The following is a 26,463-nucleotide window of genomic DNA, read 5'->3' on the forward strand; positions in this document are numbered from 1 at the left end:
TTAAACCCTCAATAGTAGCACAAGCCCAATTAAATAAACCTTCGCGAAGCGGATACCGGCCTTGTGGGCATGCCTGCAGCAGTATGAGCAAAGCAAAGGACTACCAAAGCCGATGAAATACGGATGAAGCTTTCCTCAAAATCAATCAAAACAAATTCTTTTTACCATGTTAGGCTATAAGTTTCAACAAGTCTAACGGCATGAGGGATTCTGAAACAAGTTCAGAATGACGAACGATAAAATAGGCTATGGGTTTTAATCCCTCAATAGTAGCACAAACCCAATTTACATAAACCTTGGCGAAGCGGATACCGGCCTTGTGGGCAATGCCTGCAGCAGTATGAGCAAAGCAAAGGACTAACGAAACCAATGAAATACGGATGTAGCTTTTCTCAAAATCAATCAAAACAAGTTCTTTTTACCATGTTAGGCTATAAATTTCAACAAGTCTAACGGCGTGAGGGATTCTGAATCAAGTTCAGAATGACGAACGATAAAATATTACTTTTGGTTTTTAACTAATTACTAACAACTTTGGCAAAAAGCGATAGGAATTGTTATTTTTGAACCTCAAAAAAACAGGAGCCGATTTGGATTATTTAGCAGGATTAAACCCACAACAAAGAGCAGCAGTAGAGAACACAAAAGGACCGGTAATGATTGTTGCAGGTGCTGGTTCGGGCAAAACCAGGGTAATTACCTTTCGTGTAGCCCACCTCATTCAAACTGGTACCGATCCATTTAACATTCTGGTGCTAACCTTTACCAATAAAGCGAGTAAAGATATGCGTGAGCGTATCAGTAAAGTGGTTGGTGCAGAGGCAAAGAACATCTGGATGGGTACTTTTCACTCTGTTTTTGCAAAAATTTTACGGGTAGAAGCCGAGAAAATAGGTTATCCGAGCAATTTTACCATTTATGATACCGATGACAGTAAAAGTGTAATCCGTGCCATTTTGAAAGAAATGCAGCTGGATGATAAATTATACGCCGCGAACTTTGTTTTTAATAGAATTTCATCAGCCAAAAATAATTTAATTTCCTGGGGCGAATATCAAGCTAACGACCAGATACAGGCGGAAGATATTCAGAACAAACGCCCTTTGATTGGTCAGATTTACGAAACTTATGCCAAACGCTGTTTTAGAGCGGGTGCAATGGATTTCGACGATTTATTGTTCAAAACCAATATCCTGTTAAAAGAACATCCTGATGTTTTAAACAAATACCAACAGAAATTCAGGTACCTGATGGTGGATGAGTATCAGGATACCAATTTTTCGCAGTATACCATTGTGAAAAAACTGGCTGCGGCTTATCAGAATATTTGTGTGGTAGGTGATGATGCACAGAGTATTTACGCGTTCCGTGGTGCAAACATCCAGAATATTTTAAATTTTGAACGCGATTATCCTGATTTAAAGGTTTATAAATTAGAACAAAATTACCGCTCTACCCAAAATATTGTTGATGCAGCGAGCAGTATTATTGCCAACAACAAAAACCAGCTCGAAAAAAACGTTTTCTCGGATAATGAACCCGGCGACCGCATTAAGGTTTCGCGGGCTTTTACCGATAACGAAGAGGGCAAATTAGTTGCCGAAGCCATTATTCAGGAGCGAAGTACAAAAGGATATCAACACAACGATTTTGCCATTTTATACCGTACCAATGCGCAAAGCAGGGCGATGGAGGAAGGTTTACGCAAGCTAAATATCCCCTACAGGATATATGGCGGTCAATCTTTCTACCAACGTAAAGAGATTAAAGATTTAATTGCGTATTTCCGTTTAACTTTTAATCCGAAGGATGAAGAGGCTATAAAACGCGTAATTAATTACCCTAAGCGTGGTATTGGCGATACCTCGATTGATAAAATTATTGTTGCGGCAGATCAGCATGGAAAAACCATGTGGGATGTAATTTCGAATGCACACGAATATGTAGACGGGCGTTTAGCCAATCAATTGAACGATTTTGCAACAATGGTGCAAAGCTTCCAGGCAGAGGCTAAAAAGTTAGATGCTTACGATACCGCTTTGTTTATTGCCCAGCATGCTGGTATTTTAAAAGAATTATATACCGATGACAGTGTTGAAGGACGTGCGAGATACGAAAATATTCAAGAATTATTAAACGGTATTAAAGAGTTTGCGGAGCGCGAAGACATTGAAGAAAAAGGGCTGGATATCTTTATGCAGGATGTTGCGCTTTTAACCAACGATGATAAGGATGGGGACAAAAATAAGGATACCGTTTCTTTAATGACGATCCACTCGGCCAAAGGTTTGGAGTTTAAAAACGTGTTTATCGTAGGATTGGAAGAAAACTTGTTCCCATCACAAATGTCGTTAACCAACCGCACTGATTTAGAGGAAGAGCGCCGTTTATTTTATGTGGCCATTACCCGTGCCGAAGTAAAGCTGACACTTACATATGCCACTTCACGCTACCGCTGGGGAACCTTAACCAACTGCGAACCAAGCCGTTTCATTAACGAAATTAATCCGAAATTTTTAGAATTGGATGTAAAACCAGCCAAGTCGAACAGTTTTGAAGGTAATTTTGATGATGACCGCAAAACATGGACTTCGCAGCCGCGTGATTTCTTTAGCAAACCAAAACCAGCGGTCGGCGCTACTACCTCTGCCCCGCCAGCTCGTCCGAAAACAACATCGCTCCTGGCAAAAGCACACGTACCAACACCTGGCTTTACCCCATCTCAACCACATGAATTTCAAGGCGGTATGGAAGTTGAGCACGAAAAATTTGGCTTTGGAAAAATTATCAGTTTAGAAGGAGCCTTGCCTGATGTTAAGGCTACAGTATTCTTCCAGGGTTTAGGCAACAAACAATTACTCCTTAAATTTGCAAAACTGATGATTGTAAAATAGCAGATCGATAACTTTCGATCATAACTATATGTCACAGTGACGAAAGAATAAAAGAGGGTTTTAATCTTATCAGACACCCTCTTTTACTTACAGCTTTTACACCTGCGAATATGGTGTAGGAACTAAAAAGGTATTGCTAATTTTAGAAATCGTATTTGCATATTGGGGATCAGATACTAGTCTTTTCCATTGGGGATCAGCTACAAAAGCAGCCCATCCTTTATTACGTTCTTCCATGTTGTTGCATGTAACCATATAAGTAAGTCGGGGTAATTTATCGCCGGCAATTACTTCTCCACAGAAAACTGGATTCAATTTCGCTCTTTTAAAAATGGGGAACTCTCCATCATTAAACATTTTAATTTTTCTTCTTACAGCATCTTCACTGTAGCCTTCATAGGTTCTTAATTCAAAGATGCGAGGGCCATTTGAAGGGATGACGATTTTAGGCCAACCATCAAAAGCAAGCATCAAAGAAGAGGTAAAGCGGCTATACAAGGCTTTATCAGCTGGTATGCTATGATATGCTGCGCTATTTTTAATATAATCTGCATCTGCTTTTATCTTTATTTTCACAGAAAAATAGTCATCCAAAGATGGGTAAGTCATAAGCAAATAAAATTTAGCTGGCTCTGATGGACTCCATTCCTTAAAAACGCCAACTGCTGCTACTCCATATTTATTCAATGCAGGAATAAGTGCTGTTTTAAAATAATTTTCCAGCTGCGTCTGATCTGAACCAAAGCGAGTTTCATATTCGCGCCATTCGTATATTTCTTTTTGTGGCGCACGAAATTTGTCGGCTGCCATTGCAGGAATAGTGGATACAGCAACGCCTGCAGCAACTGTAAGTGAAGATTGGAGAAATTTTCTGCGTTTCATGGTTGATTATTATTTTAGATTAAATGCTTTTGAAGATAAATAATTATGACCGTAACTAATTATGAATCCGAAAGTAATTTATTGATTCTGGTCTCATATCGCTAGAAATTAAGCTGTAAACCATGCTTATGTTCTGTGCTGAGCCATAGAAGATGGTAAATGTTGTGCCCTGGAGTTTTCTGAAAAGGTCAAACAGCATTTTTTTGATATCTTCAGGTTACAGTAGCTATTTTATTTCTCCCTATCAACAGCTGAGGTCTTGAAAAACCACAAAATTATCCTTATTATTGGAGTCGGTTCTCCCGATTACAAACCATGCAACTTACTAGGTTAGAAATTAAAGGTTTTAAGAGCTTTGGCGATAAAGTGACCATCAATTTTAATGAGGGTGTTACCGCTATTGTTGGCCCTAATGGTTGTGGAAAATCAAACGTAATCGATGCCATGCGCTGGGTTTTGGGCGAACAGAGTACCAAAGCACTTCGTTCAGAAAAGATGGAAAACATCATTTTCAATGGAACAAAAAACCGTAAACAGGCACAGCTTGCTGAGGTTTCATTAAGCTTTGATAATACAAAAAACATCCTTCCTACCGCCTATTCGCAGGTTACCGTAACCCGTAAACTCTATAGAAATGGCGATAGTGAGTACCGCTTAAACGATGTTCAATGTAGGTTAAAAGACATTACCGACCTTTTTCTGGATACCGGTATCGGCTCCGATAGTTATTCGATTATTGAGCTGAAGATGGTTGATGAAATTATAACCAACAAAGAGCATAGCCGGAGGTCGCTGTTTGAAGAAGCATCAGGAATTTCTAAATACAAATTACGTAAAAAACAGACTTTTAGCAAGTTAAAAGACACAGAAGCCGATTTAGAACGGGTTGAGGATTTACTTTTCGAAATCGAAAAAAACCTTAAAACCTTAGAAAATCAAGCGCGTAAAGCTGAACGTTATTATAAGTTAAAAGAGCAATACCGCGAATTGAGTGTTCAATTGGCTACGCACCGCATTGCCTTCTTCCGTACCGACTTAAATGCTTTAGAAACCCAGGAGCAAAATCAGCTGGTAAACCGTACGGAACTTAGTACTAAAATAGATACCGGAGAAGCCGAACTGCAAAAACTTAAACTAGGCAGTATCAGTCAGGAAAAGAACCTTTCCATACAACAAAAGGCTACAAACGAGTTTGTTTCCAAAATCCGTGCTTACGAGAGTGAGAAAAAAGTAAAAAACGAGCAGATGCGTTTTTTACAGGAAAAAGAAACACGTTTATCTGGCGAGCTAGAAAAAGATAAAAACCAGGTTAACCACATTAAATACAACATCAAACGGTTAAACGAAGAGGTTTTAACAGAAACGGAGATTTTTAACCGGTTGGAATCTGATTTAAAAAGCTTAAAATCTACGCTTGATACTTTACGCGAGCAGCAGCAGACCGAGAAAAACAGGATTGACAACCTGATCAAATCGGTTAACGAGTTGCAAAACCAAGTATACCAGTCGCAAAAAGAAATCGATATTCTGAATATCCAAAAAGATGCACTGGTGCAGGAAACCAACCGGAATGTTGATGATACCGAAACCAAAACGTTAGAATTAAAGGCTTTCGATCATGCTTTGGCCGAACTTGATATTCAGGTAAGAGAAAAGCAAGCCAATATTAAAAACCTAACCGAAGCTGAAGAAATCTTAAAAGAGAAATTAGCCGCTTCAGAAATCAACCTGAGTGCGAACAAAGAAAAACTTACGTCCGAAAACCGTAAAAAAGATGCCAAACAGAACGAGTATAACCTCACAAAATCTTTGGTAGACAGCCTGGAAGGTTTCCCTGAATCGATCCGTTTTTTAAAGAAAAATAATGCCTTTGCTAAAAGTGCCTTGCTCCTTTCTGATATTTTATTCTGTAACGAAGATTACCGCATAGCGATAGAAAATTACCTGGAACCGGTAATGAATCACTACGTTGTTGATCAGTATGCAGATGCAGTTCAGGCCATTAACCTCTTAACTGATGCCAGTCGTGGCAGGGCAAACTTTTTTATTTTAGAGAATGTTCCTGATAAAAACCCTGTTATTGGCACTCACGAAGGGCTTATTTCAGCTTTATCAGTAATAGAGGTCGACAAAAAATACCAGCATCTTTGCAACCTGCTTTTACAAAATGTGTACATCGCAGTAGCTGAACAAGAGAATTTATTTAAAGCCACGCCAACCGAAAGCTTAACTATTTTGGCTAAAAACGGAAAATATGCCCAAACCAAATTCACTTTGGCAGGTGGATCGGTAGGTTTATTTGAAGGTAAAAGAATTGGCCGCGCCAGGAATTTAGAAAATCTGGCAAAAGAAATCAAAGCGTCCGAATCGCTGATTAACCAGTACGATGCTGCAATTAAAGCAGAAACAGAGAATATATTTAACCTGAAAGAGGCTTCAAAAATCAATCAAATTAATACTTTGCAACAAGAAATGAACCGTTTAAACAACGAGCATATTTCTGTGCAAACCCGCCGCGATCAGTACCAGGAGTTTATTACCACCAGCGAAAACCGTAAAACAGATATTGCCCAAAAGATCGTATCGATAGAAAAAGCCTTATCTGAAAAATTGCCAGCATTGGTTCAATTGCAAAAAGACCAGCAAGAAGCGCATGTTAATCTGCAGGAACAACAACTAAATTACCAGGAAATTGCCGACCAGGTAAACGAAAGTGCAGGCAAATATAACCAGGATAATATCCGTTTCCACCAACAACAAAATAAATTATCAGGCTTAGAAAAAGATTTGGATTACCGTTTTGTACAGGAAGAAGCTTTAAATAAGCGCATTGCCCAAAACGATAAAGAATTACAGGAAACACTGACCCAAATTACGGCAACCTTACAGCATACTGATCTGAACGACGATACACTTTTAGAAATGTATCAACAGCGTGAAGAGATGGAAAAGGGACTTGCTGAAGCCGAACAAGCTTATTTCACGAGCAAGGGGAGCATAAACGAAGTTGAAAACGACCTGACCAATATCCGTAAAACCCGAGAAGAAACTGATTTCTTATTAACAGAAATCAAGGATAAAAAGAATGCATTAAAGATAGATCTAAATGCCTTAAAAGAGCGATTAGCCGTCGAATTCAACATCGATATCAATGATCTTTTAGAAACAGATACCGAAATTGAAGCTTTAGAAAGCGAGTTCGATCTGCGCCAAAAGGTAGAGCGAATGAAACGCCAGCTCGACGAATTTGGTGCCATTAATTCTATGGCAATGGAGGCCTTTAAAGAAATGGAAGAGCGTTATACTTTTATCCAGAATCAAAAAAAGGATCTTAATGCAGCCAAAACCGATCTTTTACAAACTATTAAAGAGATAGACGATACGGCTAAAGATAAATTTATGCAGGCCTTTACCCAGGCCCGTGAGCACTTTATTGTGGTTTTCCGCTCTTTATTTAATGAAGAAGATAGCTGCGACCTGATTTTATCAGACATCAATAATCCTTTAGAGGCTGATATAGATATTGTTGCCCGTCCGAAAGGGAAAAGGCCTTTATCTATCAATCAGTTATCTGGTGGAGAAAAAACATTAACGGCTACGGCCCTGTTGTTTTCACTTTACCTGTTAAAGCCTGCTCCTTTCTGTATTTTCGATGAGGTTGATGCCCCATTGGATGATACCAACATCGATAAATTCAATAATATTATCCGTAAATTCTCTGATCAATCGCAGTTTATCATCGTATCGCACAACAAACGGACCATTGCCAGTACCGATATCATTTATGGGGTAACCATGGTAGAACAAGGTGTTTCGAGGGTGGTAGCGGTAGATTTAAGGGAAGTAGCAGCGTAAAAGGGTAAAGATAAAGGGGGAAAGACTAAAACTAAACCTGCAAAATACGGAAGAGCTATTTTCTGATCACTATTCCAATTTGTAAATTAAAGCAACAACTTTTGGCGGCCTTGTGTCCTGCTGTACACTGTAGCCTCGCGGAAAAGCTCGGTCTGCCGTTGCCATCAGGTTTATAAACGCAATACAGTGCTTTTAACAACGTTTTCCTTTCTATACGCCAATAATTAATATCTTTAGAAAATTTAAACAATACGTCGTTGTGAGGCAAAAAGCAATGACAACAATACTTATTATTCATGAAAATCCTTTATATTATTCCCTTAGCCATGATGCTAAGCTGCTGTTCATCAGTAAAGAACCAAAGTACAACTAGTAGCGAAAAGCTCGATACCCAATTGCTTAAAGATGTAGAAGTGCTGTCTTCAGATGCTTATCAGGGCCGGAAAACAGGTACCAAAGGTGCAGAAATGGCGCGGGCTTATATTATCGCACGTTTTCAGAAACTGGGTTTAAAATCCTATCCACAACATGTAAACTATGCCCAGGAATTTACCTTTAATAGCAGAAACAGCACTAAAGTAAACGGAACCAACATTATTGGTTACATTCCCGGAAAAGGTAACAATGCCATTGTAGTATCAGCCCATTACGACCATTTAGGCGTAGTAAAAGACGAAGTTTACAATGGTGCTGACGATAATGCCTCAGGAACTGCAGGATTATTAAAAATTGCCGCCTATTTTGCTAAAAACAAACCGAATAACACGATCATCTTCGCGGCTTTCGATGCGGAGGAAATGGGCTTACAGGGTGCAAAGGCATTTGTTGGCAATCCACCAGTACCCATTAACACTATTGCCATTGATCTGAATATGGATATGATCAGCCATAGCGATAAAGGCGAACTTTATGTATGTGGAACTTTCAAATATCCTGATTTAAAAAAATATGTTGATACCACTAAAACCAATATCAAATTACTTTTTGGCCACGATGATCCAAAACAAGGTCACGATGATTGGACAAACCAAAGCGACCAGGGCGCATTTAATGCTAAAAATATCCCATTCTTATATTTTGGTGTAGAAGATCATAAAGATTACCATAAACCTACAGACGAATACTCCACAATAACGAAACAGTTTTTCAGCAATGCAGCAAGTGCGGTATTAGATGTTGTAAAAAGTATCGACAAACAAACCGGCTTACAACAGTTGTTAAAAGATAAAATGATTATGATGGACAATCCAAGAAAATCGGAAAAATTTTAAAAAACTGATTCATAAAAATTTAAACCTGCCCCCATTCGGCAGGTTTTTTTTATGCTTTACAAATTCCAAAACAAAAATTATTAACCTGTTTATCAAATAGTTAAAAATAAAACTATAAAAATAGTTTGTAAACTATTTTTATAGTAGTAACTTCAATTAACCAAACTATAAAAATAGTTGCTATGATAAAAGAACTCACAAAAGCAGAAGAACAGATCATGCTCATCCTTTGGGAAATGGGCGAAGCCTTGGTAAAAGATGTGATCGAAAAAATGAACGATCCCAAACCTGCCTACAATACGGTTTCGACTGTAATCAGGGTTTTGGAAAGTAAAGGTTTTGTAAACCATAAAGCTATCGGCAATACACATATCTACTTCCCCATTATAAAAGAAACTGATTATAAACGTTTTGCGTTCGACAAAGTAATGAACAATTACTTCGAGAACTCTTACGAAAGCCTGGTTTCGTTTCTGGTGAAAGAAAAAAGTATGAGTACCGAAGAGCTTAACGAAATTATCAAATTGGCAGAGAAACTTAAAAAAGACAAGTGATGAGCTGGCTATATTATTTACTCGAAGCAAATCTATACCTCATTTTATTTTATGGGTTTTATAGATTATTTCTCCACAGGGAAACCTTTTATGCATTAAACAGATACTACCTGATTTTCAGCTCAGTGCTGGCCTTTATGCTCCCCTTTTTTCAGTTGGGATTTTTGAAAAAAGAGATAGTCATCAGTTATGCTACATTTACCGGAATTCCGGAAAAACCTTCACTCTTCACCATTGAAAATGGCTTATTGTTATTGTATGCAGTCATCTCACTGGTTTTAATCTTAAAAATATGCCTGGGATTACGCAACCTTAAAAGCATTATCACTAAAGCCAAAAAGACTAAAGAAAACGGTATTACCTTAATTGAGATCGAAAACTCAAAAATGGCATTTTCATTTTTCAATTTCCTGTTTATTGATCCCGAACTTGATCAGAAAACTACCATTTTAAAACATGAAATGGTCCATATCAGGCAAAAACATAGCGTAGATATCCTGCTATTCGAACTGATCCAGATTTCCAGCTGGTTTAATCCAATAACCTATCTCATTAAAAACGATATCAAGCTCATTCACGAATACCTGGCAGACGAAATAACAACCAATAAAGATATCGCCAAATACGAGTATGCCATGTTCCTGATCCAAAATTCCTATGGCAATCAGAAAGTTAGCTTAACCAATCATTTTTTTAACTCGTCATTATTAAAAAATAGAATAAGTATGTTAAATCAAACCAAATCAGCAAAATGGGCCAGGCTCAAATTGCTGTTTATCCTTCCGCTAACCGGATTGATGCTATGCCTGTCTACGATGGCATTTACAAAAGATTACGGCACCATCCAGCTGGGACAAAAAAAGGAAAGCTTAAGTATTGCTTTACAGGATACTACCCGTAAAAAAGCAAAACAGATTAAGCTGGTGCCACCTCCTCCACCGTTACCACCAAATGCCGCCAAGGCAAAAAAAACAGCTCCGAAAGTAGAAGTAATCCGTTTTAAACCACCAGTGGTTAAAAAAGATGGCAAAAGGTTGCCCCCGCCTGTAGTGATTAAAGATGAAAAAGTGGCACCTCCACCCCCACCTGTTGAGCCAAAACCAGCCAAAAGCGGAAATGACAGCGAAACCATTACCGGTATAGCTGTAATGAATGATAATAATAGGGCACAATCTATTACAAGTACTTCACCAGCAGAACAAAAGGAGTTAAAATCTGTAACTGTTGTCGGCTACCCAAGTACAGGCAATAAGAATACAGTTCCGGTTAAGAAGGTAAAAGGAACAAAGATCGTAGAAGTTATAGTTGTGGGTCAGCCCAGCAAAAAGCAATAACTACTGCGGTACGTAAACCACATATTTAGTCTCAAAGAAATCTTCCTCAAAATAAGCTGAAAGTGGATATAATTCTGCTTTCAGTTTTGATTCTTTGATCTCTTCAGCCAAATCACCGCCTTTTAAATACAAAATCCCATTTGGAATGGCATTTAATGAGTCTTTTTTAAATTTGCCCTGTATCCATGGATAGAATTCGCCTAATCGGGTTACTGCTCTCGATACCACAAAGTTAAATTTCTCTTTAATCTGTTCTGCTCTTAAATGGTCGGCCCTTAAATTCTCCAAACCTAATGCCGATGCCACTTCTTTTACCACTTTAATCTTTTTTCCAATAGAATCAACCAGATAAAACTCCGTTTCAGGAAACAAAATGGCCAATGGAATGCCCGGAAAACCGCCACCTGTACCCACATCTAAAACTGATTCGCCGGCTTTAAAAGTACACACCTTAGCTATCCCTAACGAGTGCAATACATGGCGCTCATATAACTCTTCAATATCCTTTCTCGAAATTACGTTAATCTGTGCATTCCAAAAACTGTATAAATCGAACAATTGAGAAAATTGAGCAATTTGTTTTTCACTTAGATCAGGAAAATATTTTAAAATGATATCAGGCTTTACGTCAAGCATATTGTAATTACTAAAAGATTATTAAATTATTTCCAGTTTACCTTTTTCTTGCCAAACAAGGCTAAAAATCCGTTCAGGGTTAAAAATAGAAACAAAAGTATGTCTAAAATCGGGAACCACCAACGCAAATCGCTATAGTTTAAGCGTTTCAGCAATTTTGGGTAAATAAAACACCTGATGATGATACTTAATCCGAGGATTCCTAAGGCTACATATTGGGCCTCACGACTAAAAAACATACATGCAGCAAAGAATGCATAAAACAAAAACTGAAAAACAATCTGAAGACTTAAAATAAACTTATGCTTCGATTTATAGAGTTTTCCTGCGCCAAAATGACGTTTTTTCTGCCTCAGATAACCTCTCCATGTACTATTCGGTTCGCTCCAAACATGGCTATCGCGATGTAAACGAATCTCGGTATTATATTTATTGGCATGTGCATTTACAAATAAATCATCATCTCCTGATGGGATATGCATATGCGCCGCAAAACCTTTATTTTTGAAAAATAGTGCTTTTTTATAGGCCATATTGCGTCCAACGCCCATGTACGGCATTCCTTTTAGCGCAAAAGACAAATAATTTACTGCCGTAAAAAAGGTTTCGAAACGGATAAGTGCATTCAACAGGCTTCTTTTTTTAATATAAGGAGAATAACCCAATACAATTTCTGTATTTTCATCGGCCGGCTGTTGCATGTCCATCAGCCAATGTTCAGAAGCAGGCGTACAATCGGCATCGGTAAAAACCAACCAATCATATTTGGCAGCTTTTATACCCATGGTTACGGCAAATTTTTTGCCTGCAATAAACTTATCGTTATCTAAAATCTTAACTACTTTCAGGTTGCGATGCTTCTTCTCTAATTGTTCTAAAAATTCTTCTGTGCCATCCCAGGAGCGGTCGTTAACCACCACAATTTCAAACTCCGGATAATCCTGACTTAATAATACAGGGAGGTACTGCTCTAAATTTACAATTTCGTTTCGGGCACAAACGATCACACTTATTGGTTTTCGGGCAGATAATGGTATCTCTTCGATACTCACATTGGCCAATTTTAAATGAACAAAAAGTACATAATAAAGCTGAACCAACAGGCAAAAAGCCAGTATCGAGAGCAGAATAATTTCAAGCAGGGTTAATATCACGATGGTAAAATAAATAGGCGCAAATTTCTCATTTTTAATCTGTAAATCACTTTTATGTGGATAAAAAATTAAACAAAAATATGCCCTCAATTTTTGCTATTTTTGGCAGATTTTCGATGAGAAAAAACACATATGAACCGTCTGCCTTCAAAATAGCGATTAGTTTTAATAAAACGTGTTTTGAAGGTGGTAAGCTCCATCTTATAATTGGAGAAAAATAAATAGAAACAGATGAAATTTAGTTTACAGGCTAACGATCCACTATCTAAGGCCAGAGCTGGAACAGTAACAACTGCTCATGGCGAAATACAAACCCCTATTTTTATGCCTGTTGGCACTGCCGGAACGGTAAAAGCCGTACACCAGCGCGAACTTAAAGACGATATTGACGCAAAAATCATTTTAGGCAATACCTACCACTTATATTTAAGACCAGGTCTAGATATCCTCGAAAAAGCAGGAGGATTACATAAATTTATTGGCTGGGACCGCCCGATTTTAACAGATAGCGGTGGTTACCAAGTATACTCTTTAAGTAAAGTTCGTAAAATTAAAGAAGAAGGCGTTACTTTTCACTCCCATATTGATGGATCGAAACACCTTTTCACGCCAGAATATGCAATGGATATTCAGCGTACCATAGGTGCCGATATTATTATGGCCTTTGATGAGTGCACGCCATACCCATGCGATTATACTTATGCAGCGCAATCCATTAAAATGACGCACCGTTGGTTAAAACGCTGTTGTGCCCGTTTTGATAGTACAGAACCTAAATATGGTTTCGACCAAACCCTTTTCCCTATTGTTCAAGGTTCGGTGTATAAAGATTTGCGTATAAAATCAGCAGAGTTTATTGCCAGCATGGACCGTGAGGGCAATGCTATTGGTGGTTTATCTGTTGGCGAACCAGCCGAAGAGATGTACGCCATGACAGAAGTAGTATGCAATATATTACCAGAAGAAAAACCACGTTATTTAATGGGTGTGGGCACGCCGATCAATATTTTGGAGAATATTGCACTGGGTATCGATATGTTCGATTGTGTAATGCCAACCAGGAATGCCAGAAACGGCATGCTTTTTACCAGAAATGGCATTATAAATATCAGAAACAAAAAATGGGAGAACGATTTCTCTCCATTGGATGCAGAGAGCGATCTTCATGTCGATTTAGTAACCAGTAAAGCATATTTAAGACATTTAGTACATAGTAAGGAGATGCTTGGCGCTCAAATTGCTACCTTACATAACCTGCACTTCTATCTTTGGCTGGTAAAACAGGCGAGGGAAAAGATAATTGCTGGTGAATTTTACGAGTGGAAAAACAAAATGGTTAAAGTATTAGGCAATAAGCTATAAAATGAATCTGTTAAAAGGAAGGATAAAAATCATCGATCAGTATATTATCGGGAAATACCTGGGTACATTTATTTATACCCTTGCCATTTTTGTGATCATTATTGTTGTGTTCGACCTATCTGAAAAGATGGATGATTTTATGAAAAGTGGCCTGAGTTTTTGGGGAATCCTCTCTAAATATTACGCAGGCTCTATTCCTTTTTATGTGAATATGCTTTCACCCCTGATCAATTTTATTGCGGTAATTTTCTTTACCGCAAAAATGGCCGATCAAACTGAAATTGTACCAATTTTAAGTGGTGGCGTGAGTTTTAACCGCTTTTTATTCCCTTACCTGGTGTCGGCTACGATTATTTTCTCAGCCAACTTACTTTCAAACCTATACATCCTTCCTTATACCAATACCCTAAAAAATAGTTTCGAGAATACGTATGTAAAACGTAATGATCCTTCCACAAAATCAAACATCCATATGAAACTGGATGACAAAACCTATATCTACATTGATAATTTCGACAACAAAACGAATTCAGGATACCGGTTTTCTTTAGATAATTTTAGTGGAGATGTACTCACCAAAAAGATCGTTGCAGAAAATATAAAATGGGATTCGCTTAAACGAAAGTGGCAGTTAAATAACTACTCCATCCGTAAGATTGACGGCTTAAAAGAAACCATGATTTATGGCAACGGGAAGCAAAAAGACACCATACTCGATATGCGTCCGGATGATTTTTCAGCATACGACAATGTGGTGCAAAATTTAACCACTAAGGAGCTTTCTGATAAGATCAGGAAAGAAAAAATCCGCGGAACCGGGATAATGAACGACCTTCAGTTTGAAAAGTATAAACGCTACCTACACCCACTTTCTGCTTTCGTATTAACGCTGATTGGAGTGGCGCTCTCGTCACGTAAAGTGCGTGGAGGCGTCGGTGTATCTTTAGGTATCGGAATCTTTATTAGCTTCGCTTATATCGTATTTAATCAGTTCACGCAGATGTTTTCAACTAAGGGTGGATTACCTCCTTTTGCTGCTGTTATTATGCCCACATTATTCTTTGGCTTATTAGGTTTTTACCTATTGAGAAAAGCACCAAAATAGCGATGGACGTTACCAAAAAGAATTTACTCATCCTTCATCTTACTGTATTTGTTTGGGGTTTTACAGGCGTGCTTGGCAAATTAATTTCTATCGATGCAGTGCCCATGGTTTGGTACCGGGTATTAATTGCCGCAGCTACACTTTTTGCGTGGTTTTTAATCACCAAAAAGAACATTAAGATCACTAAAAAACAGTTCATTCAATTCTTTTTAACAGGAGGAATTGTAGCCATTCACTGGATATTTTTCTTTCACGCCATTAAAGTTTCTACTGTTTCGGTAACCTTGGTCTGCCTCTCTTCCTTTACTTTATTTACCGCAATTTTAGAACCGTTGATTAAAAAACAGCCGATACAAATGGGCGATATTCTGATCGGTTTATTAATCATTCTGGGAATATACATGATCTTTAAATTTGAAGGACAATATACTTTAGGAATTGTTTTTGGTTTGCTAGCAGCAATTGCATCGAGTCTTTTTTCAACCATAAATTCTACTTTGGTACAAAAAAGCGAACCTTCCATCATCAGTTTTTATGAGCTTGTTGGTGCCTTATTCTGGATCACACTATACCGCTTATATGATGGCACGCTGCTGCATACGGCATTTAACTTAAGTGCTAAAAATTGGCTCTACCTGATTCTTCTCGGCACACTTTGTACATCCGTTGCCTATGTTGCAGGCGTTGCGGTAATGAGAACTTTATCGGCTTTTAGAGTAGCATTAATTACCAACCTGGAGCCTGTTTACGGAATAGTATTAGCCTTCGTTTTTTTTCAAAGCAAAGAGCAAATGACTGGTGGATTTTATATCGGCGCAACGATTATCCTGGCCTCTATTTTTCTCTATCCGATCTACAAAAAGAGAAAAAATCAATTGTAGATACAAACCATATAATTTAAAATTTTCATTGAATCGTATCAACTTAACAGACAAATACAGGCGTATTTATTGAGCACACTTATTTTTTTAAGATAACGCTCAATACTCAAATTCCCTTCTTTAAATCTCTTGATAAAGCTAAGCAAGAGCGCAATAAGAAAGCTTATTAAAGCTAGTCATCATTACGCTTACTTGGTATTATAAAAACCTCCAGTTCGCCTTATACAGACGTACAAAAATCAAATCATTAATAGCAGCGAACAACCGTCCGAAACATCAAAAATTTAACGGGTGAGGTATGCCACATGATTAAACTCCATCAAACCATCACAACAAAAACGACAGATATAAATAAGAAGAATTACAGCTTAAACAATGCAATCTATCCAGAAGTGAAAGACCGAAAATAGTCATCGACCATAATCATGCATATCACCATGAGGATAGAATTATTCATGTAAAAACATACCTAAACCGAGATGAATCGCTACTCCAAATTATTGATCTGAATTAATATTTCGGGACAAAATTTATTAATCAACAAACGGAAGCAGTCATCAAATAAAACCCTTAATTTAAGACTATAGTTAGCGCAAAAAAAAATGAAAATTATAATAAAAAATTGATCAAAATAAGCACTATTTCAAAGCCAAAATAGCAGCGTAATTATAAGTTTTTATTGGGCTATTTATCATATAGATTTAGCAAAAAACAAGCCTATAAAAAAGGCAAAAATCAAAGACAATAATTAACAAAATTTATCGCAGAAACCGAATAGTTAAAGTGATCATAAACCGTAGTAAAAAGTTAATTTAAATAAGCAAAAACGGAACGAAAACAACAAGAAAAAAGAGTCAAAATTCTTGCTTAAAATCGACACCAGATGCAAGGTATTTTCTAGTTAAATTCCATACAACCCTGAATTACCAAATCATAAGTAAACCGGAATGAATTGTCTAAACCATCCTAATCTCCAGTTCAGGATAGTTTTCAACCACAATAAAATCTGACCAACCGAATGCAAAAAGATAAGGCATTCTAAGGTCAATTAGCATAAAAATATTGGTAAAAATTACAGTTGTAAACCTAATTTTCAGCTTGCTTTTTCCCATGCCAAAGAGAAAAAGCCATTTATTTAGAGTTTCAAGAGAACAAAATCTAAAAGAGGAAAAAACCCTATTTAAACGCTAACAGACACGTTTTTTAGCATAAAATTGAAAATTTCATTAAAACATTCCGAAAACACCTCTGCTCATGAATATCGTCAGGAAATTGCATTATAAGATCAAATTATTGCAGATTTTAGGGCTTAAAAGGACCAAAAAATATACAATTTCGGTCTTCGAGATCAAATTTTACACCAGAAAATGAAGCTAAAAATTGTAATTAAATGCACAATTTAAGCTAACCGAACTGGCATTTCACCTGCATAATATTCATCAAAATCAGGTAACAAATGCGAAAAGCAATAGGAAATATCTGAAAAAAGCTGTTCACATAACCGATAAAAAATAACGACATTTTGTCATAAAAATATAATCTCAAATATTCACAAGAATTTTAAACAGCCTATTTACGCTATACATTTTGCTTTAAGGTATCACATACAGCGCACAATTCTGAAGCAGATTTCAGCATGCTTAAAGTGAATTTTAAAGCAGATGATCCCAACCGAAATCCAGACAATCTTCCCAGGATTTAAAGCTTAAAAATATTTGCAATAATCACAAAAATCCAACCGCATTTTAAGCTACTAACTAAGCTTGATCGATTTTTGAAAAACCATACAAAAATTTAAAAAGGCAGTAAAATTTTTAAAGAAAATCGATTAATAAGTGTAAATTAAATTAATAAATATAATGTGTTCAAAAATATTGATCAAAGCTCAAATCAGCAATAAAATTCAATAAAAAACGAAGGCAAAATCAACAAATAAAGGATTTATATAAATTTAATTAATATTTAAAAATCAATAAGTTAAATAATTTTATATAAATTAAATATTCACAAAAATTAACAGTTTTAAATTTTAAAAAACTAAATATTTTAGCAAAGAATTTAGATGAATTTAAATAAACAAAACAAAAAACTAATTATCAAGTACTTAAGTGCGGCTACATTAAGTTTAACATCACTATCGGTTTTTGGACAGATTTTCAGCACTGCACAAAACCCACTTAGTGTAAAATGGAACTATATTTATTCGGGTGGCTTTAAAATCATCTATCCGCAAGAACTGGAAAAAGAAGCCCAAAGAATGGCCAATACCCTACCCTTTATCTACCCCAAAATTGGGTTCGGTTTAAGGCAGCAAAAAACCGTTATTCCACTCCTACTCCAGAACCGCGGAACCGTAGCAAACGGCTTTGTTCAGCTTGCACCTAAGAAGTCGGAATTCTATGCAACCCCACCTCAGTTTTTCGATAGCCAGGATTGGTTAAACAACCTAGCAGTACACGAGCTAAGGCACATTGCCCAGTTTGACAAATTGACAGGAACGCAAGCACACCCCTTCCCTGAACTGGTTTACTTCGCTTACTTTGGTGCAGGTATCCCTACCTGGTTTTTCGAGGGCGACGCAGTGGTTAACGAAACTGCCCTGACTAATTCGGGCAGAGGCAGACAGCCCAACTGGATTATGCCATATCGGACTTCAATTTTGGAGGGCAAAAAAATCTCTTACAGCAAAGCCTATTTTGGCTCGAACAAAGACGTAACTCCCGGCTACTACCAAACCGGATATTTGATGGTATCGGATATGAAAGAAAAATATGGACAGTTCATTTCCGATAGCATACTTAGCGACATTAGAAAAAGACCTGTAAGGCCGTACCCCTTTTCGCAGAGCTTAAAAAAATTTACGACGCAAAATTCCAGAACCTACTTTCTTTCCACCCAAAACAAGCTTGCTGAAAAATGGAAAATACAGGACGAAAAATCTGTTACAGAAAGTTATGAAAGCTTAAATAAAAAAACCGATTTGGCAACCGATTATTTCCTTCCTGTTCGGCTAAATGAAACCCAGGTATTAGCGCTAAAAGAAAGCAAAACAGACGCACGATATTTTGTGATTATTAATAAGAATAAATCGGAGCAAAAATTATTCGGAATTGGTTATCAGGAACAGCCTTGGTTTAGTTTAAAAAACGACCTTTTGATTTGGGATGAAATACGCTACGATCCTCGATACAAACAAAGGAGCTATAGTGTAATCTGCTCGTACAATTTAAAGACTAAAAAATTTAGTAAATTAAGTAGTAAAAGTAGACTTTTCTCTCCCAGCCTTTCTAACGACGGGAAGAAAATCATCGCTTCAAAAGTAGAGCTAAACAATCAATTTAACCTGGTTGTGCTGGATGCTAATTCGGGAAAAATTATAAGGACTTATCCTAACCTTGAAAATGAAATCTTGCAGACACCTTCCTTCGATGAATCAGGAAATAAAATTACTTATATCAGTGTTAGTGAGAAAGGAAAGACTTTATGGCTGATTGATGGAGAAAAAAAATCAAAGCTGATTTCGGACAGCAGACAACAGCTAAGCCGACCGGTTTTTATAAGCAACAAAATTGTTTTCAATGCGCAATTTAATGGGATCGATAATATCTACAGCATAGATCCTGATTCAAAAAAAATAAATGCGCTCAGCGCCTCCAAGTATGGAGCCTTTAACCCTACCGAAACCACTAATGGAAAAATCATTTTTAACAATTATAAAATTAATGGTTACGAAATAGCCGAGGCCGCATTAACAGAAAAACCAATTGGCGAAAACAACTTTATCGATTTCTCAGCAGCCGCAGAAAAGCAGGAAAATGTAGGGAATGTTTTCGACAAGATACCAGACAGCACCTATCAAACAAAACGCTATCATCAGGCTTTAAATCTTTTCAGTTTTCACAGCATTATTCCCGTGATCGACAACGAATATGTTTTTGGTTTGGAGTTACAATCAAACAACCTGCTTAACACGATGGACTTTTATACGGGCGCAAAATACCACCGCGATTTAAAACGTTTTGAGTACACAGCAGATATTAGCTATAAGGCACTTTATCCTGTTTTTAGTGTATTGTACCGCAACCGTCCGAAAAGAGCGTTCTACAGGACTAAAAACACGACACAACAAGGCGATTGGAGGGAGAACTATATCAAACTTAATGCGTCGGTTCCGCTTTCGTTTAACATGCGCAATGAGAACTATGTTTTTACGCTAAATGCGGCAACCAGTTTTACGCAAAGATACTTGCCAGAGAATATGCCTACCGGTTTTATACGCGAGCTTAAATTTCCGCTGGAATACAATTTCACTTTCAACCACAATGTACGCACTACGGAAAGAGATATTGCACCCAAGTGGGCGCAAGTGTTTAGGGTAACCTACAATCACCAACCTTTTGACAAAAATTTAAAAGGAGAAATTTTAGCCCTCGAAAGCTTCCTTTACTTTCCAGGTTTTGCAAAAAACCATTCATTTTTAGCCAGCTTCAATTACCAAAAAGCAAGTGGGGTAAATCAGTACGCAACCGAAATTGCAACCGTTTACGGATACAACAATATTTTGGCGAAAAGTAAATTACAAAATAGTCTGCTTTTCAATTATCGTTTCCCATTTGCTTTTCCCGATTGGGAGTTGGGTCCTCTCGCTTATGTTAGAAATTTTAGGGCAGGTTTATTTTGCCATTATGAGAACATTGGAAAAGGCACAACCTTTAACGATCCGAAAACTTATGGGGTAGAATTAAACACCAGTGTAAACCTTTTGCGCTATCAACCTGTTGTAGATCTAGGAGCAAGATTGGTTTTTGTTAATCAGATTTACAATCAAAATCCGATATTAGAGTTTTCATTTAATTATAGCTTTTAAAACCATGAGTGCAAAAACAATTTCGATCATTATACTGACAGCATTGCTAACCATTTTTTTAATGGTGAATACCGAACCTGTAGATTTCGATTTCCTGGTTACCACTGTCCCAGTTTCTAAACTTCTGGTTATCGGTATCTGCATCATCATCGGTTTTATCATTGGCTTTGTTGTGGGCCGACCAAGAAAAACGGTTAGCAGTTATGATGATGAGATCGAAAGAAACAAACCCACTTCGAATAAAAAAGAATTGAGTGAAGAGGACAGGGATTATATCAGCTAAGAGTTAGGATTTGTAGGGTCCTACGATCTGATACTCAATAGCAAAATCGTCATCTCAACTGGAACGCAGTGAAATGGAGAGATCTGCTTCGATAGATCTCTCGGTTTCGTTACACTTCGCTCGAGATGACGGCGACTGGGGATAATGCTCTTCTTAAACTTTCTGTCAATCACATTGGTTTTTATGCAATAGATTATTTATCGAAATGACGGATATTTTTTTTCGCAATTAAAGTGCCGACATTACCTCGCCATACAACAATCCACTACCCCCACCATAATGCTGGATAATTTTCAGGCCGGGTTTAATCCCTGTAAGTTTTGATCTTAATGCTTTTTCACATTCAACATCAATTCCGTTTCCAAGCAGAACAAGATCAACCTGCTGTTCTTTGCAAATGGAAATTGCCTCATCATCTGAGCATACGCAGATACCTTTCCACTCTGGCCTTGCGTTTAACAAGCGGTTCATTACTGCAGTAATTTCTGTATCCCGGCCAATATAAAGTATAGTAGTTTGCATAGTCTTAAGTTTAAAAATATATCAAAAAAAGAAATCGCCATTCCGATCGGTACACCAATTTTCATCGGTAGGAAAAATTTGGTCTCTACTCCAAGATTTCTCCTCCAAAGGAGTTCCTTTGAAACACTTCTGTCGAAATGACGATTTTTCTAAATTAATTCAGTTCCATAGGAACATCCATTAGTAAAACTTCTGCTCCAGCAGTATTGGCTTTAAAACTGATGCTATCTGTATCCCAAATACCTAAACCATCTCTTTTGCTTAACACTTGCCCGTTTATGGTTACTTCTCCATTGATAACGAAAGCATAAACACCGTTTCCAGCTTTTTTGATCTTGTATTCAGTTTCAAAGCCTTCATCAAACTTACCTAACGAAAACCAGGCATCCTGGTGGATCCATACACCAGCATCATCAGCGTTTGGCGATAAAATCTGCTGAAAATTATTGTGCCTTGCTGCAACATCCAGTGTTTGCTGATCGTAACGTGGGGTAACGTTTTTCTTGTTCGGAAACAACCAGATCTGCAATAAATTTAATTGCTCATCTGCATTTGCATTAAACTCGCTATGGCTAACACCTGTTCCGGCACTCATTACCTGGATTTCTCCATTTTTAATTACAGCCGAATTACCCATACTATCTTTGTGTGCAATAGCACCAGCCAATGGAATGGTAATAATTTCCATATTATCGTGTGGGTGCGAGCCAAAGCCCATTCCACCATCAATACTGTCGTCATTTAAAACCCTTAAAACTCCGAAGTGCATCCTTTCTGGATTGTAGTAATTAGCAAAACTGAATGAATGGTGTGCATCTAACCAACCATGATTAGCATGACCGCGGGTGTTTTCTTTGTGCAAAATAAACTGTGACATAAATTTCCTTTCTTATTTATGATACAAATTTACATCAGCGATGTTTGCCGGGCGTTGATGTAGGATAAGAAAGCTTAGCGCGTTTAGTGTGCAGGGCGTTTAGCATGTCTGGCAAGCACCGCATCGCTATTAAGCTCTCTCAAGGCATCTAAAGCTACCCAGTTTGCTTTTTTATTGTTTTGAGCAAGTATGTTGTTTGCAGTTTCGATGGCCTGCTCATGCAGGAAAGCATTTCGTTTGCCAATTTGCCTCAATGCCCAGTTTATGGCCTTTTTAACAAAATTCCGGTTATCATAAGCCTCTCTTTCAATAATTGGAAGAAAACTTAAAAAAGTTTCGTTGGGTTCTTTTTTAAGGTGTACAGCTGCCTCGGCCATCAACACAAAACCAGTACGTTTCACAAATTCTGCTTCGGCCTGGGCAAACTCAAAAACCTTCGACTTAAAATAAGGCGTTTTAACGAAAAGATTCCCACAAGCCTGATCACATATATCCCAAGAGTTGAAATCTTTCGTCCACGCATTTATTTGCGCTTCTGCGACTTCTTTATAATCACCGATAAAGGTTGCTAAAAGCCGGGCCTCATGAAATCCGGTTTCCCAAAGCAATAAAGATAGCGCTTGGTTTTTACCAATATGTTTGGCCAGCTTTCTTATATTTGGTACCCTGATACCGAAAGCTTTGGAAATATCGATCCCAAAATGAGCCATCTTTTTTAAATAATCAGGCTCGCTAATGGATTCTAGCTCGGAGAGAATAAAAGTGATATCGTTCATGGTATCCTACAAAAATCCTGCTGTTATTCCATAAAAAAATCTGTTGAAGACACAGCTTTGCGTTTTCCTGAATTAAGGCTATATTCTAGCTCCAGGGTATATCCACCGCCACCTTCAAGAAATAATAGTTCAAAAGGATGATACCCTTTTTTTAATGCAATTTGCGCAGATTTTTCAATGGCAAAGTGCATTCCATCATTGTCAATCAAGGTTTTATTTTGCATTTTAAGTATACTTCCATCATCAGACCGTAGGAAAAATGAATAAATACCATCTTCAGCAGCATAAAAATAACCTTGATGGCGGGTAGCAAAACTTCCTGCTTTATTTTGAACAGGAATCTCTATGGCCGGCGTTGTTGCTGTCTCAGTTTTATCAGCCTCAGATATTAAATTTACACTCTTATAAAATTTCGGGAAATAGCTAAACGCTAAGCCTGGCTTTGGATTTTTAAGTTGAACAGCATTTAGATAATTACTTTGCACATAGTTTATCGTAAAAACATCGCCCATTCTACCATTCGCACCAAATATTGCCGCCTTAATAGTTAGATTTTTATTAATGTACACCGATTTATTATAACGCAGGCTGGTTATTTTTGGTTCAGTTCCATCGGTAGTATAGCGAACAACTGTATTTTGAGGCATTTCGATGCGGAGAGACGTAGATGTAAGAAATACATTATGATCCGTAAAACCCTTAAGATCGGCAAAGCGGTAATTGATCCCTAATTTACTCAGAATTTCATATTGCTGTCCCATTTTCCAACTAAACCTATCAAAATCCTGCTGATGACCCCATAAAACTTCGCTCATCGCCAACATGCGTGGGAAAACCATATATTCCAGCCTTTGTTCTGATGGAATGTATTCTGTCCAAATATTGGCCTGCCCACCTAAAACATATTTCTGCTCGTTTTCGTTAAGTCCGAAGCCAATCGGATTAAAGCCATACACCTTTTTCAACGAATGACTATCTTGTTGTGCATCAAAATAGCAATATTCGCCTGGAGTCATAATTAAACGATTACCTTTCTCTGCAGCATGTTTAGGGGCCGTCGGAATCCAGGTACGCCAATACATCAACGTAGCAGTTGGCGAAACGCCACCATCTAAAATTTCATCCCAGCCAATCAGTTCTTTACCCAGGCTGTTGAAGTATTTTTCCATCCGCTTTACGAAGTAACTCTGGATTTCATCAATATTCTTAAGATTTTCCTTATGCATTAATGCTTCACATTCAGGAATATTCTTCCAGCTACTTTTTTCAACTTCATCTGCTCCTAAATGAATATACTTCGAAGGAAACAGATGGGCTATCTCCTTAAAAATATTTTCAGCAAATTCGAAAGTAGTTTCTTTACATGGACAGATTGGATCTGTGAAACTTTTTTCCTTTTGCACCGATCCCGTTGAGGTTAACCACGGAAACTGTTTTGTTGCGGCTTGCATGTGGCCGGGCATGTCTATCTCAGGGATAATTTCAACCCCTGTGCTGGTTGCATATGATACCAGTTCTCTGATCTCTTCCTGCGTATAAAACCCACCATACATTCTTTCTCCATTTATCATTTTGAAATGTTTTTCAGGAATATTGTAATCTGGATTGGTAGTAGCCAGTTTTAAACAGGCAGAATCTTGATTATTTAATTTTCTCCATGCCCCTTTTGCCGTTAGCTCAGGATATTTCTTGATTTCAATTCGCCAACCCTGATCATCGGTAAGGTGCCAATGAAATTTATTAAACTTATAAAAGGAAAGCCGATCGATAAAACGATGAAGGTAATCGATGTCAAAAAAATGACGGGAAACGTCTAAATGAATGCCACGCCATGAAAATTTGGGACGATCGTTTATTTCCAATGCAGGTAATGTCCAGGTATTATTGGTTTTAAAAGCATTTGCAGCAGCCAACTGCTTAAGGGTTTGTACTGCCCAAAAAGCACCCAACTTATCGCTTACAGTAATGATAATCTGTGTAGGAGTAATACGTAAGCTATAGGCTTCTGGTTTTAAATTGGTATCCTTAGTGAACAAAACCCTATTGGCAGCACCATTCGCCCGATCTTTTTTGAGCAGATTAATCTCCTGGATGGCAATCGAAAAAATACTATCAGCATTTGCTGAAATGGTGGTGCTGGCAGAAAAGACAAAATTACCCGGCAATAGTTTAAACGATTCGGGCTGAGGAACAATACTTAGTTGTGCAAAAGTAGATTTAGCAATAAAGAAAAGTGCCAAGCTAAGCACCAAGCTAAAATTATTTATTTTCATTAGAAATATGTTTTGGTCAGGCGATCGAATATTTTTTTGTGAAGATTACCTAGCAGCCCGAAATTACATTTATCGGTTATTAAACTCAAAGTTACCTTAAAAATTATACAAAAAAAGCGAGACAAACACGTCTCGCTTTGATTTATTGACCTTACTTAAATTTTTCATTAAGTATGCTATCCATTAAAATGATATTCTTTTGAGGATCATTTTTGTACAATTTGAAATCGCCCTGCATCACTTTATATTCCTTTGTTCTAGCATAATTTTTCTGCTGTATGCTATCAATTTTTGCCGCCTCGGCCCTATTAAAAATAAGCATTTGCATGTTAAATGTTTGCTTTAATTCTGTTTTTTTACCAGACATCATGCTCATTGAAACCCCTTTAGAATAATCAATTTGTAAGCGCCTATCTTTAGCAGACCATTCGTAAAAAACATCTACAGTAGTTTGCGGACTAAAAGTTGGCTTACCAAATTGCTTCTCTAACTGTTTAACAAATTCGTTGTAAACAGTATCAGATTTAATTTCTGCATCGGCCAAAATCGCTACAGTTTTATTATTGTGGGTTAAAAAAGCGATCCTATTGAAGTATATGTTCTGATAATATGCAATACTATCTATAATCTTACTGTAATACGCTTTACCGTAAAAGGAATCTTTGCCATTCCAAGCCTCTAATTTATAAGCAACCGGATAGTCGAAAGGCAATGAATAGCCTTTTTTCACGTAATAGGAATCATCATTTACATTTGAATCTATTTTGGATTTTAAAATTTCAAGAGGGTTTTCTTTGAAATTAATTTTTTCCAAATTCAGTCCCGCTTTTTTTACAGAAGTTGAAGAACCTTTATCATTTTGATTGCAAGAAAACAAAACCGTACTCAATAACAATAATAAAAAGCTTTTCATCAAGTTCTTTCAAATTAAAACACC

Annotated in this window: 19 protein-coding genes; 10 read left to right on the plus strand and 9 right to left on the minus strand. The window is 37.3% G+C overall.

Going from position 1 to position 26,463, the window contains the following annotated elements; genetic code table 11:
- Nucleotides 1–169: 169 nt before the first annotated feature.
- Nucleotides 170–406 carry a hypothetical protein gene (locus tag FHT21_RS12985; RefSeq protein ID WP_167295072.1) on the minus strand — a complete coding sequence of 79 codons (237 nt, stop codon included), beginning with the start codon at nucleotides 404–406 and terminating at the stop codon, nucleotides 170–172.
- 184 nt (nucleotides 407–590) lie between these two features.
- On the opposite strand from FHT21_RS12985, the gene FHT21_RS12990 reads away from it, so the two are divergent.
- Complete coding sequence (locus FHT21_RS12990) at nucleotides 591–2,894, plus strand: UvrD-helicase domain-containing protein (protein WP_167295573.1); 2,304 nt, start codon at nucleotides 591–593, stop codon at nucleotides 2,892–2,894.
- Nucleotides 2,895–2,990: 96 nt separating this feature from the next.
- Here the strand turns inward: FHT21_RS12990 and FHT21_RS12995 are convergent, their stop codons facing one another.
- Nucleotides 2,991–3,776 carry an NIPSNAP family protein gene (locus tag FHT21_RS12995; RefSeq protein WP_167295073.1) on the minus strand — a complete coding sequence of 262 codons (786 nt, stop codon included), beginning with the start codon at nucleotides 3,774–3,776 and terminating at the stop codon, nucleotides 2,991–2,993.
- Nucleotides 3,777–4,091: 315 nt separating this feature from the next.
- Here FHT21_RS12995 and smc point away from each other — a divergent pair, with 315 nt between their 5' ends.
- The 4 genes from smc to FHT21_RS13015 all read left to right on the plus strand — a co-directional run bounded on the left by smc (nucleotide 4,092) and on the right by FHT21_RS13015 (nucleotide 10,790).
- The gene (smc, locus tag FHT21_RS13000) at nucleotides 4,092–7,631 is read left to right on the plus strand and encodes a chromosome segregation protein SMC (protein ID WP_167295074.1); all 3,540 of its coding nucleotides are present in this window, start codon (nucleotides 4,092–4,094) and stop codon (nucleotides 7,629–7,631) included.
- 296 nt (nucleotides 7,632–7,927) lie between these two features.
- Nucleotides 7,928–8,902, plus strand: a complete 975-nt coding sequence (locus FHT21_RS13005; RefSeq protein ID WP_167295075.1) for a M28 family peptidase — start codon at nucleotides 7,928–7,930, stop codon at nucleotides 8,900–8,902.
- A gap of 182 nt (nucleotides 8,903–9,084) precedes the next feature.
- Nucleotides 9,085–9,456 carry a BlaI/MecI/CopY family transcriptional regulator gene (locus FHT21_RS13010; RefSeq protein ID WP_167295076.1) on the plus strand — a complete coding sequence of 124 codons (372 nt, stop codon included), beginning with the start codon at nucleotides 9,085–9,087 and terminating at the stop codon, nucleotides 9,454–9,456.
- Nucleotides 9,456–10,790 (plus strand): M56 family metallopeptidase, encoded by a 1,335-nt coding sequence (locus FHT21_RS13015; RefSeq protein ID WP_167295077.1) that lies wholly within the window; start codon nucleotides 9,456–9,458, stop codon nucleotides 10,788–10,790. The genes FHT21_RS13010 and FHT21_RS13015 overlap by 1 nt, the downstream gene beginning before the upstream one ends.
- Here FHT21_RS13015 and rsmG read toward each other — a convergent pair whose 3' ends face one another.
- Nucleotides 10,791–11,426: a 16S rRNA (guanine(527)-N(7))-methyltransferase RsmG gene (gene rsmG / locus FHT21_RS13020; protein WP_167295078.1), complete on the minus strand. Its 636-nt coding sequence runs from the start codon at nucleotides 11,424–11,426 to the stop codon at nucleotides 10,791–10,793.
- Between the two features lie 26 nt (nucleotides 11,427–11,452).
- A complete protein-coding gene (locus FHT21_RS13025) occupies nucleotides 11,453–12,670 on the minus strand; it encodes a glycosyltransferase (protein WP_317169951.1) in 1,218 nt (405 codons plus the stop codon).
- 141 nt (nucleotides 12,671–12,811) lie between these two features.
- Here FHT21_RS13025 and tgt point away from each other — a divergent pair, with 141 nt between their 5' ends.
- From tgt to FHT21_RS13050, 5 genes are all read left to right on the plus strand, one after another.
- Nucleotides 12,812–13,942, plus strand: coding sequence for a tRNA guanosine(34) transglycosylase Tgt (tgt, locus tag FHT21_RS13030; protein WP_167295079.1), 1,131 nt, complete (start codon nucleotides 12,812–12,814; stop codon nucleotides 13,940–13,942).
- A gap of 1 nt (nucleotide 13,943) precedes the next feature.
- Nucleotides 13,944–15,047 (plus strand): LptF/LptG family permease, encoded by a 1,104-nt coding sequence (locus FHT21_RS13035; RefSeq protein ID WP_190326091.1) that lies wholly within the window; start codon nucleotides 13,944–13,946, stop codon nucleotides 15,045–15,047.
- 2 nt (nucleotides 15,048–15,049) lie between these two features.
- Nucleotides 15,050–15,928, plus strand: coding sequence for a DMT family transporter (locus FHT21_RS13040; RefSeq protein WP_167295080.1), 879 nt, complete (start codon nucleotides 15,050–15,052; stop codon nucleotides 15,926–15,928).
- Nucleotides 15,929–17,990: 2,062 nt separating this feature from the next.
- The gene (locus tag FHT21_RS13045) at nucleotides 17,991–20,795 is read left to right on the plus strand and encodes a hypothetical protein (RefSeq protein ID WP_167295081.1); all 2,805 of its coding nucleotides are present in this window, start codon (nucleotides 17,991–17,993) and stop codon (nucleotides 20,793–20,795) included.
- A gap of 4 nt (nucleotides 20,796–20,799) precedes the next feature.
- Nucleotides 20,800–21,078: a lipopolysaccharide assembly protein LapA domain-containing protein gene (locus tag FHT21_RS13050; protein WP_167295082.1), complete on the plus strand. Its 279-nt coding sequence runs from the start codon at nucleotides 20,800–20,802 to the stop codon at nucleotides 21,076–21,078.
- A gap of 228 nt (nucleotides 21,079–21,306) precedes the next feature.
- On the opposite strand, the gene FHT21_RS13055 is transcribed toward FHT21_RS13050, so the two are convergent.
- The 5 genes from FHT21_RS13055 to FHT21_RS13075 all read right to left on the minus strand — a co-directional run bounded on the left by FHT21_RS13055 (nucleotide 21,307) and on the right by FHT21_RS13075 (nucleotide 26,439).
- A complete protein-coding gene (locus FHT21_RS13055; protein WP_167295083.1) occupies nucleotides 21,307–21,600 on the minus strand; it encodes a hypothetical protein in 294 nt (97 codons plus the stop codon).
- Nucleotides 21,601–21,754: 154 nt separating this feature from the next.
- Complete coding sequence (locus FHT21_RS13060) at nucleotides 21,755–22,477, minus strand: pirin family protein (RefSeq protein WP_167295084.1); 723 nt, start codon at nucleotides 22,475–22,477, stop codon at nucleotides 21,755–21,757.
- 83 nt (nucleotides 22,478–22,560) lie between these two features.
- Nucleotides 22,561–23,253 carry a DNA alkylation repair protein gene (locus FHT21_RS13065; RefSeq protein WP_167295085.1) on the minus strand — a complete coding sequence of 231 codons (693 nt, stop codon included), beginning with the start codon at nucleotides 23,251–23,253 and terminating at the stop codon, nucleotides 22,561–22,563.
- A 23-nt stretch (nucleotides 23,254–23,276) separates the two neighbouring features.
- Entirely contained in the window at nucleotides 23,277–25,526 is a 2,250-nt protein-coding gene (locus FHT21_RS13070; RefSeq protein WP_167295086.1) for a family 20 glycosylhydrolase, read from the minus strand.
- A 151-nt stretch (nucleotides 25,527–25,677) separates the two neighbouring features.
- On the minus strand, nucleotides 25,678–26,439 hold the full coding sequence (locus FHT21_RS13075; RefSeq protein WP_167295087.1) for a hypothetical protein: 762 nt from the start codon (nucleotides 26,437–26,439) through the stop codon (nucleotides 25,678–25,680).
- Between the last annotated feature and the right edge of the window lie 24 nt (nucleotides 26,440–26,463).

This window comes from Pedobacter sp. SG908 (assembly GCF_011759615.1).
GTDB lineage: Bacteria > Bacteroidota > Bacteroidia > Sphingobacteriales > Sphingobacteriaceae > Pedobacter > Pedobacter riviphilus.